A 13872-nucleotide genomic window follows, 5' to 3' on the forward strand; every position below is an offset into this window, starting at 1 on the left:
TGATTTTCAAAAATCACGAGACTCCTGCGGGAAAAGCTCGCGGTTCGCCCACGGAAAGTGAGTAGATGGATGGCATATTAACACCTACCATCACGGATTCAGGAGAGAAATAATTTTCCATTTACTAGGTCATTGCTATAATAGAGGCGATTGGTTTGTGTGGATGGAGTGAATGTGATGACAAATAAAGAGACGAAACGGTCACTTGTTCTTGCGGCTGTCATGCTGGCGATGTTTATGGCTGCAGTCGAAGGAACGATTGTGGCAACAGTTATGCCGAGTATCGTTTCTGACTTGGGCGGTTTTGCACTGTTCAGTTGGGTATTTTCGGCATATTTACTTATGCAAGTCGTGACAATTCCAATCTACGGAAAACTCTCTGATATTTTTGGGAGAAAACGAGTTTTTTCAATTGGAGTCACGATCTTTCTAATTGGTTCGATCATGTGTGGACTAGCACCTTCGATTGAATTTTTAATCATGAGTCGCTTTATTCAAGGTTTAGGTGCAGGAGCGGTCCAGCCAATCGCGACAACGATCATCGGTGATATTTACACGAAAGAAGAGAGGGGGAAAATACAAGGTTACCTTGCAAGTGTATGGGGAGTTTCTTCAATTCTAGGACCAGTGCTCGGTGGAATTATCGTAGAGTTTATGCATTGGAAGTGGGTATTCTTCATCAACATCCCATTTGGACTTATTGCGATGGCAGGTGTATTCATTTACTTGCATGAACAAGTTGAAAAACGAGAATCATCTATTGATTACGCTGGATCTGGCATATTACTAGTATGTGTCAGTGCTCTTATGGTGATTTTTATTCAAGGTGGAGTTCAATGGGACTGGGATTCACCACAAATTTTATCTTTATTTGCAGTCTTTGCTGTTTCACTTAGTTTATTTTTATGGCAAGAAACGAGAGCAGAAGACCCAGTCATGTCGCTTTCCATATGGAAGCATCGGCTCATTGCAATTGCAAATGTTGCCTCGCTAACATTAGGGGCAGTTCTCATTGGTGTTTCTAGTTATTTGCCGACATACGTGCAAATTGTTTTAGATCAACCTGCAATAATTGCTGGTTTTACGTTAACGATGATGAGCGTAGGCTGGCCAATATCTTCAACATTAGCAGGTAAGTGGGTTGTAAAAAAAGGATCAAGACAAACAGCGATGTTAGGGGCATTCAGCTTAATGATCGGTGCTAGTTTATTTCTAACACTACCTATCGTTCAACATCCAATATGGGCAGGGCTAGGATCGTTTTTTATCGGTGGAGGAATGGGTTTTACGACAACGACATTTATTGTTAGTATTCAAAGCAGTGTTTCATGGAAAATGCGTGGCGTTGCAACGGCATCGAATATGTTTATGAGACTATTAGGAAGTGCGCTTGGCGTCGCACTTCTCGGCGGTGTTTTAAATAGTCGCATGCAACAATATTTAGAGGAAAACGGTGAAGGCATAAATATTACCCCCTCTTTAGATGTCGTCAATATGATGCTCGATCCCGTAGGTAGAGAGCAGTTTACGGATGTAGAAAGACAATTCATCCAAGAAGGGTTAACATTTTCATTAAACAGTGTGTATATCGGCGTCTTTATTTTTGCTGTAATAAGCTTTACCCTGATTTTTTCGATGCCAAAAACGAGTAAAGAAGTGAGTTAATTGTTTTCTGATAACTCAATTTCTTCTAGAACATGAGTTAATATCCGAGCGGTTAAGCCCCAAATTGTATAGCCGTCGTATCCATAAAATTGTTCATTCACGACACCAGTTCGCCATTCGTAATTTTCCCCGTTTGGAATGAGGTGGAAAGGGAACTCGTCTTCTGGTTTTACTTTTAAATACACGTGATGTTTTTTCGGCTCCATTTTTTTTAACGCAGACAGCGGGACGGTGAAAATTTCTTTTACCTCATCTTGATTTATGTTAAATGACGCGTCTTCATCAAGAACACCAATGTATGGATAAAGAATAAGGCCAAATGCAGTAAGCATATAATCGAGTTCTCCGATGAGATGAACATTTGATTTTTTCACACCGAGCTCTTCACATAGCTCTCGAATAGCAGCGTCCTTTTCTGTAGGATCGTCAGCATCAACTTTTCCACCTGGAAAACAGACGTCCCCTGGCTGGGGCACGTTTTGCGCTCTTACTTCAAAAAGAATGTGCCATTCTCCGTTCTTTTGAATAAACGGCACGAAAAGGGCGAAGCGCCGAAATTTCTCTATATCTAATATATTTGCTTTCCTTGTTTCAAAGTAATGACTCCAAGTTGGCTTTTTCGTTCCCAAAGTATGACAACTCCTTTTCACTCATTCATGTTAATGATAGCAAAACTACGTCATGTTTGGAAAATAAAGTGATTTTATAATAAATTCGTAAAACAGACACAACAGATAGCATTGTATTTATATTTATGACCAAATATAATAAAAGGATAAAAGGGAGGGATCGTTATGCAACTTACAGTAAAAAAGCCAATCTTTGCCGAATCAGCAAGCCAGTTTGTAAACAGCGCGAGCCAGTATTCTACGACGATTTTAATTAAAAAAGATCATTGGGTGGTTGATGCCAAAAGTTTGCTTGGCGTATTAGCGTTAGCTCTACAACCAGGTGAAAAAGTAGAAATTACTTTTGAGGGAGAAACAAGTGAAGCGTTTTTAGATGAAATTGTAGAGCTTGGATTGTTTGACCGTTCATGAACAATATATAGTTAAAGCAACTGTCTTCCGTTGGAGGGCAGTTTTTTATTCTGAATTGTAGTTTCCAGGGTGGAGTGTAAATACCAAAAGTGATGTACCAGGTAGGTTGATACCAGATTGGTCCATACCTGGTAGACCATACTTTACAAAAGCATTGGGTAACACTCAAAATAAAAAACTAGCTGAATAGACGACAATCGACGTAACCAGCTAGCATAAAAAAACTATTGTTTTAAATATTTATCAAACCAGTTCGTTAACTCTTCCAGTCTTGCATAACGCAAGTATGGAGGGCCGCTTCGTGATAACTCGTGATTCGCGTTCGGGAAACGGACGAAGCGAGTTTCTTTATCTTGTTGCTTAAGTGCGATGTACAATTGCTCGGCTTGTTCAACCGGACAACGGTAATCTTTTTCCCCGTGTAAAATAAGAAGAGGTGTTTCGATATTTTGAACATATTTTAACGGAGAGTGTTTCCATAGTTTTTCTGGATCTTGTAAAAATGTTGCGCCAATTTCCCACTCTGTAAAGAAATAGCCGATATCACTTACTCCGTAGAAGCTAATCCAGTTTGAAATACAACGTAACGTTGCTGCCGCTTTAAATTTGTTCGTATGAGAGACAATCCAGTTTGTCATAAACCCACCATAACTACCTCCAGTTACACCGAGGCGGTCTTCATCAATGAACTCATAACGGTCAATTGCTGCATCAACGAAACTCATAATATCCTCATAATCTTTTCCACCGTAATCACCTCGGCACGCATCAACAAAATGTTGACCGTAGCCGTGGCCACCACGTGGATTCGAATAAATGACGACATAGCCTTGAGCTGCTAATAATTGCATTTCATGGAAAAATGTATTGGCATACATAGCATGAGGTCCACCATGAATTTCAAGGATTGTCGGATATTTTTTTCCTTCCTCAAAATTATAAGGCTTTAATACCCAACCGTGAATATCCCAACCATCAGATGCTTTACACCAAAATTCTTCCGGTTCTTGAACGTGAACGTCTTCAACCCAAGAATCATTCACATTTGTTAGTTGTTTTACTTCATTATTTTCAAGTGTTAGTAAGTATAGCTCTCCTGGATTAGTAGGAGTGCTTACGCCAAGCACAACAATGTTTTTCTCTGTATTCACATTGTAACCGAAAACTTGGTGTGTTCCTGTAAAGCGTTCCTCAACGGTACCATCTCGTTTTACAGAGTAAAAGTTTGTTGAACCGTTTGTACTTGCTGTCACATAAATTTCTTGACCATCTTTAGACCAAACAGGGCCTGGGTTCGGGTGTCCGGAGCGAACATCACCAATTGCTGCATCTGTGATGTGAATATCCCAGTCTTTCGTTAAGCATTCTCTTGACTGGTCTTTAAGGTTTTGAATCCACAATTTGTTATGTGTCGCACCAGAATACTCTTTTTCATGACCGTAATAAGCGATATTTTCACCGTCTGGTGAGAAGACCCCGAACGTAAAGACACCTTTACTATTTGTGATTTTTTCCGACGTTCCTGTTTCGAAATCATGTACGTAAATATCCGAGATGATTTCGTGATCACCTTGTTTGTTTGAAAAGTAGGCGATGGATTGACTGTCAGGAGACCAGCTTGAAGGTTCATGATCGAATTCATCGTCTGTTAAAAATTGAATGTCATCGTCTGCTACATTGTATACTGCAAGCTGTTTATTTTTCTTGTCGAGAAAACCAGCAGCGTCTGATTTATATTTTAATCGTTCTACAACAAGTGGTTCCGGTTTATCGTCTTTTTTCTCGGACGATTTTGCTTCATCATTAGGTTTTTTCCCTTTTTCAAACGAAGTTGTAAATAGAATCTTGTTGCTGTCCGGAGACCAAATGGGCTGAGACGCGCCGTTTTCAAGTTCGGTAATCGGCTTTGCTTCACCACCAGCTAATGATAGTAAGTAAAGTTGAGGCTTTGTTTTTTCTTTCATAGAAACAAAGACAAGGTGTTTTCCGTCTGGAGAAAAACGAGGATTGGCGACTCGTCCTTTGCCGAATGTCCACTGTGAAGCTGGTTCAGGGCTGTCAACTTGCTTAACAAATAAGTGTGACGTATACTCGTCTTCCCCATTAATGAATTGGCGAACGTAAGATACTTTCGTTCCATCAGGTGAAAGTTGTGGTTCATTTAAAACGTTAATCTCTTTCAAGTCTTCGATCGTGATTGCACGTTTATCTTTCATATGTCATTCTCCCCCTTATGTATTGACTCTACATATTTAAAATATCTGAACCTTCAATTAATTTTAACAGAAAACTTCGAAGTTCGAAATAAAAAGATGATTGAAAACGCTTTTTTTCTATGATAACTTTAGAAGAGTAAACGTTTACGTAAAGGTGGACAATTTATGTCGATTACCATTAAAGACGTTGCGAAGAAAGCAGGAGTCTCAATCGCGACGGTTTCTAGAATTATTAACGAACAATCTGGTTACTCTCAAAGAACGAAAGACAAAGTGGTACGTGTGATTGAAGATTTAGGCTATACCCCAAACGCACTAGCTAGAGGGTTAGTAGGAAAGGAAACGAAAACGATTGGGGTTCTTCTTCCGAAAGTGTCTGGTTTATATGCTTCGAGGTTGCTTGAAGGGATTGAACGACGAGCGAATGCGGAAAATTACAGTGTGTTAGTTTGTCATTTAAACTCATCTGATTCACGTGCTGTCGATGACTTGCAAGTGTTAAAAGAAAAGCAAGTCGATGGGATCATTTATGCAAGTGAAGAAATGTCAACCGAACAAGGGAATATGCTTCAAACATTTATGTGTCCGGTCATTTTAGTTTCTACAAAATCGATGCGATTTTCTTTTCCTTATATAAAAGTCGATGATGTACAAGCTGCCTATGATGGAACGGCATATTTAATCGGGCAAGGACATAAGGAGATAGCCCTTGTGAGTGGTAGTGCAGACGACCCAATTGCAGGAAAACCAAGGATAGATGGTTTTATGCAAGCGATGAAGGACCACGATATTGAGGTGAATCCTGATTTAATTGAATATGGGAACTTTCGTTTTGAGTCGGGAAAAAGATGTATGGAAAAGTTAATGCAAAAACGTAAACGTTTTAGTGCTGTATTTGCAACAAGTGATGAAATGGCAATAGGTGTTTTATCTGTCGCTTATGAAAAAGGGATTCGCATTCCTCATGACTTGTCTGTAATAGGGTATGACAATACGCAAGCAGCTGAAATGGCAATACCGCCTTTAACAACCGTTTCACAACCGCTCATGGATATGGGAGAACGCGCCGTTGATATGATGATTCAACAAAGAAAGCAACAGGAAACCGTGTCGAACTTTATTATTTCACACAATATATACAAGAGACAAACAGTTCGTACATTATAGAAATAAATCAAGGAGGAATCAAAAATGCAACAATCAAAACAATGGTGGAAAGAAAGTGTCGTATATCAAATTTATCCACGAAGTTTTAATGATAGTAATGGGGACGGAATTGGGGATTTGCAAGGGATTATTGAAAAGCTAGATTATTTAAAAAAACTTGGCATTGATGTGATTTGGTTATCGCCTGTATATAAATCACCAAATGATGATAACGGCTACGACATTAGCGACTATCAAGACATTATGGATGAGTTCGGAACAATGGCCGACTGGGAAGAACTTTTAAAGGAAGTTCACAACCGTGGTATGAAGTTAATTATGGATCTTGTTGTGAATCACTCATCTGATGAACATGCCTGGTTTGCGGAATCAAGAAAATCAAAAGACAATAAATATCGTGATTATTATATTTGGCATCCTGGAAAAGAAGACGGCTCCGAGCCAAACAACTGGGAATCTGCATTTAGCGGATCAGCTTGGCAATATGATGAACTGACAGGAGAATACTACTTACATCTATTCTCAAAAAAGCAGCCTGACTTAAATTGGGAAAATCCTACGCTTCGTCAAGAAGTTTACGATATGATGCGTTGGTGGCTAGATAAGGGAATTGACGGATTTCGAATGGATGTTATTAACTTTATTTCAAAAGAACCAGGTCTACCAGATGCTCCAAATCCGCATGGGAAAAAGTATGTTTCAGGCGGAGAGTATTTTATGAATGGACCGAGAATTCATGAATTTTTACATGAAATGTATGGTAAGGCATTAAAGGATTACGAAGTAATGACTGTAGGAGAAATGCCTGGTGTTGATCCAGAAGAAGCCGTGAAGTATACAAATGAGACCCGCGAAGAGTTGAATATGGTATTCCAGTTTGAGCATGTTGACCTCGATTCAGGTCCAGGAGGAAAATGGGATTTACGTCCGTTAAAGCTAAGCGACTTGCGTAATAATTTAACGAAGTGGCAAAAAGCGTTAGAAAATGAAGGTTGGAATAGCTTGTATATGAATAACCATGACCAACCTCGAATGGTATCTCGATTTGGGAATGACAGAGAATATCGTTTAGAGTCTGCAAAAATGCTTGCAACGTTACTTCATATGATGAAAGGGACGCCTTATGTTTATCAAGGTGAAGAGATAGGGATGACGAATGTGTGCTTTGATTCAATTGAAGAGTATGAAGATATCGAAACTTTAAATATGTATAAAGAAAAGCGTGCAGAAGGTGTATCACATGAAGAAATTATGAAAAGTATTTATGTGAAAGGTCGAGACAATGCAAGAACGCCTGTACAGTGGGATGACACTGACCATGCCGGTTTTACAACAGGTACACCATGGCTTAAAGTAAATCCGAATTATAAAGACATTAATGCGGAAAAAGCACTTGAAGATCCAAACTCGATTTTCTATTATTATCAAAAGTTAATCGATCTCCGTCATAACAATGATATTGTTGTCTATGGAAGCTTTGATTTACTTCTATATAATCATGAAGAGATTTTCGCATATAAACGTGAACTAGGTGACGAAACGCTGCTTGTGTACTGTAATTTCTACGGGAATGAACCAACAGTTGATTTGCCTGTAGAAGTAAAAGGGCAAGAACGTGAATTGTTTATCTGTAATTATGACATTCAAGACGTTCATGCAGACACATTTACATTAAAACCATACGAAGCGCGAGTTTATCGTATTAAGCATTAAAGTGAAAAAAGCCTGCATCTACCGAATTGATGCAGGCTTTATTTAGTTAATTAAATTCTAAGTAGAATGATACAACCACCTTTTTTTTCCAAGTGGCAGGCACTTGGGATATTTTGTATATATTTTAGCGTGTTTTACATGATGTTGTGACGGGAATTGGAAGAATGAGACGATCATCTATAAGAAAGGATGGTTCTTATGCTTCTCCATTATGACCATTGGCTAAGTTCATTTCATGTAATTGGAAATGATGAGGAATTTGGAACAGTGCATGACGTTTATTTTGATGAAGACCATTGGACCGTTCGTTATCTTGTTGTAAAGGCAGGCACTTGGTTCACAGGAGAAAAGCTGTTTTTATCTCCAGCTTCGATCACAAATATTGATATGAAAGAAGAGAAGATTTATGTAAATATCTCGAAAGAACAAGCAAAGGATGCACCGCAAATCAATGAACAACCAGTAACAAGGAAATCTGAACGAGAATTTAGCTTATATTATAGCCTTGGTCCATATTGGCTTGGTTCAAGTTTGTGGGGGAACGCGATTGCTGCACGGGAACTTGCGAAATATGAACCAGAACCAGTACAAATTGACGATGTTGTTAGTAAAGAGGACTATCGCCCTTACGTTCATCGTGCAGAGGAAATCATCGGTTATGAGTTATCAGCAAGAGGAGATTCATTTGGGAAAATTGAAGATCTTCTAATAGAAGAAGATTCTTATAAAATTCGTTATTTCGTTTGTGACACGAAGAAAATTTTACCAGGTAAGAAAATACTCATTTCGACAGATTGGATCACTAACATTGATTGGACGAGCAAGCAAATTCACATCAATGTTGAACGTGAAGAAGTAGAGAACGCTCCAGAATATTTAAAGGAACCACCCCTTACAAGAGATATGGAAGAGGAACTTTTTATGCATTACGGTAAAAAGGGATATTGGAAATCTTAGATATTAGACTTCGATCATAGAATGAACAAAAAACCCATAATTATCCAGGTTGCTGGCACCTGGATAATTATGGGTTTTGTTTTTGTATAATTTTCGCATAAAAAAACTCTTTACTTTTTTAAACTGAATTTTGTATAATGCAATTAGTAACTCAAAAGTTTCTCTTGTGCAACTTTTATAGCTAGGACAAAAACATTATCGCTTGACTAACTTATTTTGTAGTATGCACACATTTTTGGGGAACTCATATATTACGAAAGCAAAGAAAAAAAGGAAGTGGAGGAGAAGGATGGAAATGAAAAAGTTTAAAACGGTATTGTTTCTTATGATGACATCAGTTTTACTGATTGCAGGATGTTCAACAGATGAAGAAACAGGAACAAACGATGAGGAAGGAAATACTGATGGGGAAAAACTAAACATTGTAACAAGTTTTTCTGTTCTAGGGGATATGATTGGTGAGGTTGCTGGAGATCGTGCGAATGTAGACTACATTGTCCCAATTGGTGAAGAACCACACGAATATGAGCCAGTACCAAGTGATTTTAGTAAAGTTAGTGACGCTGATGTATTTTTCGTTAATGGGATGAATCTTGAAGAATGGTTAGAAAGAATTGTGGCTAACATTTCTGAAACTCCAATTGTCGAACTCACTGAAGGAATGGAGGGTATTCCATTAGTTGGTGAAGAGGGTGTTGATCCACACGCATGGTTGAGCCCGAAAAAAGGCATCATTTATGTGGAAAATTTAGTAGAACATTTAATTGATCTAGACCCAGAAGGTGAAGAAGAATACCGCGAAAGAGCGGATGCATATATTGACGAATTAAATGAACTTAGTTCATGGATTGAAGAACAAGTAGAAACAATTCCAGAAGAGCACCGTGTCATTATCGTAAGTGAGAATGCGTTTAAATATTATGGTGAAGATTATGGATTCATTACAGAAGGAATTTGGGAGATCAACTCTCATGAAGAAGGCACATCTCAACAAATTAACCGCGTGATTGACATCGTTCAAGATGAAGGAATTCCGGCAGTATTTGTTGAATCAACTGTCGATAACCGTTATATGGAAATGGTCGCAGAAAACTCAGGTGTCTCAATAGCAGGAGAGGTTTATACAGATGCGATCGGCGACGAAGATTCAGGAGCAGACACATACCTTAACATGCTTCGTCAAAATACGAAAACATTTGTAGAAGGATTAGGTGGAAACTAAGCAAATATGTTGTCATCACCTCAAAACATTGGTAGGATAATGATCGTACAGAATGTATATGATATTAATTGAGGTGAAACAATGAACATTACCGATAGCGCAAAAGGCTTTATTGAAGAATTAATGGCCGAACATGGTGCAAAAAACATTAAAGTCTTTTTCTCAGGCATGGGCTGAGGCGGTCCACAATTAGGATTGGCTCTGGATGAGCCAACAGAAGATGATATTGTTGAAGAAATTAACGGCATAAAAGTTGCCTTTGAAAAGGCAATCCATGCACAAACTCAAGGTCTTGCACTCGATGTAAGAGAAACACCAGAGGGCAAAGGTTTGATGATGACTGGAAACGAAAGTGATTGCTGTTAAAGCTGAAATTTAAAAACACTAAAAGGGATTGGCTCAAAGTAACGTTTTGGATACCTTACGAGTCAATCTCTTTTTTTACATTTTTAAGTGGCTTGACGTATAGAAAATTTTTAAGAACGAATTAAAAATACAACTACGGCTCTCTCTTTACCTGAAGAGCCTGTATTTGTCCATTTTTATTTACTATTAAAAATTTATAAAATTTTAGCGAAGATGCGATATCGACGTCGTGAAAATATTGATGTGTATAGTAAGGTTCACCGGCTAAAAAAACAACGTCCTTTAGCAACGTCGGTACTAGCACATCATCCTGTGCGTCTCTCTACGCCTCTGTCTTCGCTATTTAGGCTCGCCAAGTGGCGAGTTTTCTTTATGTTAAATATTATCGAACTAGACCCTAATAGTACTCATTTACAACATCAATTGAGATATTTTAAATTTACCTTTCTTACTATAAGATAACTGCTAAGGATGACAGCCGTTTCATGTTGTTGGTTTTAGCATATTAAGTAGTGAGGAGGTGTGGTATATGGATGCAGTATTAATGTTTGCATCAATCCTTTCTCCAATTGTCGTAGCATTAGTTGAACTGTTAAAAAGGACAGTTAATATCCCTAAAAATTTCATACCATTATCATCTTTTATCATTGGAATGTTAGTTGGAATCGTTTCATATCCCTTTACTGAATTAGAATTTATATTGCGAATTTGGGCTGGAGGAATTTGTGGGTTATCAGCTGTTGGATTATTTGAGATAGGGAAATATACAAAGAGTAATGGACGCGAACATACTGGTAGCTAAATAGCTATAGCGGAAAAAGGTGAAAGGGAAAAGAGCAGCTCATAAAGCTGCTCAATAACTCCTTTTAAGGCGAATTAATCTCTAAATTGGTTCATTGCCTTTTGGACAGGCTCCATCATGTTGTTATTTCCGTTATTGCGGCCTCTCATCATTCCGTAAGCGGCAGCACCTACGCCTATACCAACTAGTGACATCATTAAACCGTTTCCGTTTCGTTTATTTCGTCTCATACCAAACATGTAAACATCTCCTTATTGGTAGTGTTCTTTGTTGTGACGAACTGAGTTTGTTCATTCGCCCATGGAGTACCCTTTGTTGAAGCAACAAATTGTCGCTTCAAACATTTATTAATATGAGGTTATTATGAAAGAAATAAACAAGGAGGTTGTTTCCAAGACAGTTCGACAAGATCGATCAATCAACAATGTCAGATAAGGTAAAATATAATAACATGATTCATTTTACTTCTTTTTATCACCGTAGGAGATGCCAATAATTTGATCAGTAAAAAGTAATAGATGGTTTTTTCTTATTATTTCTTGGGATGAAAAAGGATATATCGTGACATCTTTTAAATGAAGGGTACCAGAAAAATTTTTTATAACTAAATCGTTTTGACCAGGTATACTTTTTTGAAATGCAATCGATTCATCGGCCGCACTTTCTAAATAAGAAAAGTTAACTTCATCTAGGTTTTGATCACTAATCGTTGTTTCATCAGCTTCATATGCTTTAACGACCTCTTCAGAATTTACAACCTCTCCGTATATTTCTCCAAAATTAGTGAGTATCATCATTTTTGTACTCATCGAAACATAACGGTGGTCTTTCAAACTTTCAACATACTCAGAAACAGCTGTTACTTGGGCTCTCTTATAATCGACTCTTTTCAATGGTTCTTTTAAATTTTTTTTCATGGACATGCATTTCCCTCCTTACTATATCCAATTCAAGATCAGGGGGAATCATTCCTAAAAATTAAACGAAATTAAGACAAACTAATTAAAATGAGGATGACCCATAAGTGCCTAGCTCTCTCCAGCATTTACAAGATATAAATTCTAACTGTATCTTGCTAAGGAGGTGCCAGGCACTTTTGTTTTGAGTCATCCTCAGTAGAAGTACTTCTTTTCCTCTATCAATGTCGAAATGGGTTTGCCAAAACGAGTATGTATAGAGGAAATGACACATGTGCAATTAGTTGTTTTGGTTATTTCTGTTGTTGCGGTTGTTACGGTTGTTTAAATCTTGAGCATCGTTTTCACGAGCAAATTCTACATTGTTGTTATTGTTGTTCTCGTTAAATTCTTGGTTTTGGTCATTGCGCTCGTTGTTACGATTGTTACGATTGTTTTGGTTGTTACGATTTGCCATTTGTATCACCTCCCACATATAAGGTAACCGAATGTGCATTTCCTATACATTTTGATTGTAAAAATTATGGGAACTGATTATTTGTATTTTAAGCTGAAGAATAGGTTTTAGAAGTGAAGATCGATCCATTAAAATAGGAAAAAATAAACTTAATCGTTATTTCATAAGGAAGAATTGGGAATGGATAAAAAGAGGAGGGTTAACATGAGTACTTTGCTTAGTAATCCTATTGTTTTGTTTATCGTTGTGATGGCAGTCATTGTCGTATTTTTACAAGTGAGGAAGTTTAAGAGGAGTAAATAAAAAAGCGGCCAATTGATCTAAGCCGCTTTGTCTATAATTTTGCTACAGCTAGTCCGATTGGATAGTGTCTTTCCTTCATTGTTGGCTCTTGCATTGCATTCATCGTATCCATCATGTTGGGAACGACACACTCTACTGCATATTCCACGTAAATTCACCGCTTTCCAAATTTTCCTTTACCAATTTTGCATGAGTAAGTTAAAAAGGGCTTTTTATTTAATTCAAAGGCTTTGATAAAGGCTAATGTTGATTTTACAAAAATACACTCGCTTACACCTCTAGGCACAAGTACGACATCCGTTCATGCTTCACTTTCGCTTGCATTTACGGTGTCTACTTTGCCGTGGGCAAGGCTTCAGCTAATCGGGGAAAACCACCCCGATGGAGCTTCTGTCTCTTCCTCTAGCCGCAAAGCTCTGTAGTGGCATCCTTCCACCGGTCAAAACGCCACGTCCTGTGGCATGCCCGGCATTGGTCGTCCTGTCCGTCGAGACAAATCGTAGCATATTCATGAAGTAAATGCTCTTAGCTCTTGCTTTTCCCACAGGCGTCTCGTGATTTTTAAAAATCAACAATGAAGATTAACAGAGCCAATTCAAAAAGTTCATACAAGTATTTATGTGATTTTCTGGTTTATTTTTTTCACTTTCAATGTAAGGTCCCAGTAAGTGGATCATAATACTTGCGATAATTTCAATAAATCATCCTATACAATATTAAGTTCGATTAATAAAAACAACATTAGGTAAAAAATATCGACCATGATTTTCAATAAGGCTGATACTTCAAGAACATTTACCCCCGTATCTGCTGAAGTTTATCATACATAGTTGGATAATTAAGTTATGAGGTGCCTCATTGCATACACAACAGCTTATGGGCTGTAGAGGGAGAGACAATTACCTTTAACTGCTTAGAATAAAGGAAAAGGTAATACACCTTCTTCAATAAATACCATGTTATGATCGTTCCGTAGCAAAAACGTAAAAAAGTGATAAAAACATGAAACTTTATTTAGCTTAGATGCATCGTTCATAGTGAAGGGGG

The 13872-nt window shown here is 37.9% G+C and carries 13 protein-coding genes; 8 read left to right on the forward strand and 5 right to left on the reverse strand.

Going from position 1 to position 13872, the window contains the following annotated elements; genetic code table 11:
- Positions 1 to 177 precede the first annotated feature (177 nt).
- Positions 178 to 1665, forward strand: coding sequence for an MDR family MFS transporter (locus LGQ02_RS06475; protein WP_226517389.1), 1488 nt, complete (start codon positions 178 to 180; stop codon positions 1663 to 1665).
- On the opposite strand, the gene LGQ02_RS06480 is transcribed toward LGQ02_RS06475, so the two are convergent.
- Complete coding sequence (locus LGQ02_RS06480) at positions 1662 to 2294, reverse strand: NUDIX hydrolase (RefSeq protein WP_226517390.1); 633 nt, start codon at positions 2292 to 2294, stop codon at positions 1662 to 1664. The two genes, LGQ02_RS06475 and LGQ02_RS06480, sit on opposite strands and share 4 nt — an antisense overlap.
- A 165-nt stretch (positions 2295 to 2459) precedes the next feature.
- On the opposite strand from LGQ02_RS06480, the gene LGQ02_RS06485 reads away from it, so the two are divergent.
- On the forward strand, positions 2460 to 2705 hold the full coding sequence (locus tag LGQ02_RS06485) for an HPr family phosphocarrier protein (RefSeq protein WP_226517391.1): 246 nt from the start codon (positions 2460 to 2462) through the stop codon (positions 2703 to 2705).
- Positions 2706 to 2929: 224 nt separating this feature from the next.
- Here LGQ02_RS06485 and LGQ02_RS06490 read toward each other — a convergent pair whose 3' ends face one another.
- Positions 2930 to 4921, reverse strand: coding sequence for a S9 family peptidase (locus LGQ02_RS06490; RefSeq protein WP_226517392.1), 1992 nt, complete (start codon positions 4919 to 4921; stop codon positions 2930 to 2932).
- Positions 4922 to 5086: 165 nt separating this feature from the next.
- Between LGQ02_RS06490 and LGQ02_RS06495 the strand changes: the two genes are divergently transcribed.
- From LGQ02_RS06495 to LGQ02_RS06520, 6 genes are all read left to right on the forward strand, one after another.
- On the forward strand, positions 5087 to 6088 hold the full coding sequence (locus LGQ02_RS06495; RefSeq protein WP_226517393.1) for a LacI family DNA-binding transcriptional regulator: 1002 nt from the start codon (positions 5087 to 5089) through the stop codon (positions 6086 to 6088).
- Positions 6089 to 6112: 24 nt separating this feature from the next.
- Positions 6113 to 7801, forward strand: a complete 1689-nt coding sequence (locus LGQ02_RS06500; protein ID WP_226517394.1) for a glycoside hydrolase family 13 protein — start codon at positions 6113 to 6115, stop codon at positions 7799 to 7801.
- Between the two features lie 198 nt (positions 7802 to 7999).
- Positions 8000 to 8758: a PRC-barrel domain containing protein gene (locus tag LGQ02_RS06505; protein ID WP_226517395.1), complete on the forward strand. Its 759-nt coding sequence runs from the start codon at positions 8000 to 8002 to the stop codon at positions 8756 to 8758.
- 295 nt (positions 8759 to 9053) lie between these two features.
- The gene (locus tag LGQ02_RS06510; protein ID WP_226517396.1) at positions 9054 to 9980 is read left to right on the forward strand and encodes a metal ABC transporter substrate-binding protein; all 927 of its coding nucleotides are present in this window, start codon (positions 9054 to 9056) and stop codon (positions 9978 to 9980) included.
- 195 nt (positions 9981 to 10175) lie between these two features.
- Complete coding sequence (locus tag LGQ02_RS06515) at positions 10176 to 10346, forward strand: hypothetical protein (RefSeq protein ID WP_226517397.1); 171 nt, start codon at positions 10176 to 10178, stop codon at positions 10344 to 10346.
- Positions 10347 to 10875: 529 nt separating this feature from the next.
- Positions 10876 to 11148: a holin gene (locus tag LGQ02_RS06520; protein WP_226517398.1), complete on the forward strand. Its 273-nt coding sequence runs from the start codon at positions 10876 to 10878 to the stop codon at positions 11146 to 11148.
- 74 nt (positions 11149 to 11222) lie between these two features.
- On the opposite strand, the gene LGQ02_RS06525 is transcribed toward LGQ02_RS06520, so the two are convergent.
- The 3 genes from LGQ02_RS06525 to LGQ02_RS06535 all read right to left on the reverse strand — a co-directional run bounded on the left by LGQ02_RS06525 (position 11223) and on the right by LGQ02_RS06535 (position 12522).
- Positions 11223 to 11387: a DUF3918 family protein gene (locus LGQ02_RS06525; protein ID WP_226517399.1), complete on the reverse strand. Its 165-nt coding sequence runs from the start codon at positions 11385 to 11387 to the stop codon at positions 11223 to 11225.
- 222 nt (positions 11388 to 11609) lie between these two features.
- The gene (locus tag LGQ02_RS06530) at positions 11610 to 12071 is read right to left on the reverse strand and encodes a hypothetical protein (protein ID WP_226517400.1); all 462 of its coding nucleotides are present in this window, start codon (positions 12069 to 12071) and stop codon (positions 11610 to 11612) included.
- A gap of 274 nt (positions 12072 to 12345) precedes the next feature.
- Complete coding sequence (locus LGQ02_RS06535; RefSeq protein ID WP_226517401.1) at positions 12346 to 12522, reverse strand: hypothetical protein; 177 nt, start codon at positions 12520 to 12522, stop codon at positions 12346 to 12348.
- Positions 12523 to 13872 lie beyond the last annotated feature (1350 nt).

The sequence above is a fragment of the Bacillus shivajii genome, assembly GCF_020519665.1.
Lineage (GTDB): Bacteria > Bacillota > Bacilli > Bacillales > Salisediminibacteriaceae > Bacillus_CA > Bacillus_CA shivajii.

What these genes read in the sequence shown, in the direction of transcription:
- LGQ02_RS06485 (WP_226517391.1), top strand. Translation starts at nt 2,460, where the DNA reads ATGCAACTTACAGTAAAAAAGCCAATCTTTGCCGAATCAGCAAGCCAG.
- LGQ02_RS06535 (WP_226517401.1), bottom strand. Translation starts at nt 12,522, where the DNA reads ATGGCAAATCGTAACAACCAAAACAATCGTAACAATCGTAACAACGAG.
- LGQ02_RS06530 (WP_226517400.1), bottom strand. Translation starts at nt 12,071, where the DNA reads ATGTCCATGAAAAAAAATTTAAAAGAACCATTGAAAAGAGTCGATTAT.
- LGQ02_RS06505 (WP_226517395.1), top strand. Translation starts at nt 8,000, where the DNA reads ATGCTTCTCCATTATGACCATTGGCTAAGTTCATTTCATGTAATTGGA.
- LGQ02_RS06520 (WP_226517398.1), top strand. Translation starts at nt 10,876, where the DNA reads ATGGATGCAGTATTAATGTTTGCATCAATCCTTTCTCCAATTGTCGTA.
- LGQ02_RS06490 (WP_226517392.1), bottom strand. Translation starts at nt 4,921, where the DNA reads ATGAAAGATAAACGTGCAATCACGATCGAAGACTTGAAAGAGATTAAC.
- LGQ02_RS06510 (WP_226517396.1), top strand. Translation starts at nt 9,054, where the DNA reads ATGAAAAAGTTTAAAACGGTATTGTTTCTTATGATGACATCAGTTTTA.
- LGQ02_RS06500 (WP_226517394.1), top strand. Translation starts at nt 6,113, where the DNA reads ATGCAACAATCAAAACAATGGTGGAAAGAAAGTGTCGTATATCAAATT.
- LGQ02_RS06475 (WP_226517389.1), top strand. Translation starts at nt 178, where the DNA reads ATGACAAATAAAGAGACGAAACGGTCACTTGTTCTTGCGGCTGTCATG.
- LGQ02_RS06495 (WP_226517393.1), top strand. Translation starts at nt 5,087, where the DNA reads ATGTCGATTACCATTAAAGACGTTGCGAAGAAAGCAGGAGTCTCAATC.
- LGQ02_RS06525 (WP_226517399.1), bottom strand. Translation starts at nt 11,387, where the DNA reads ATGTTTGGTATGAGACGAAATAAACGAAACGGAAACGGTTTAATGATG.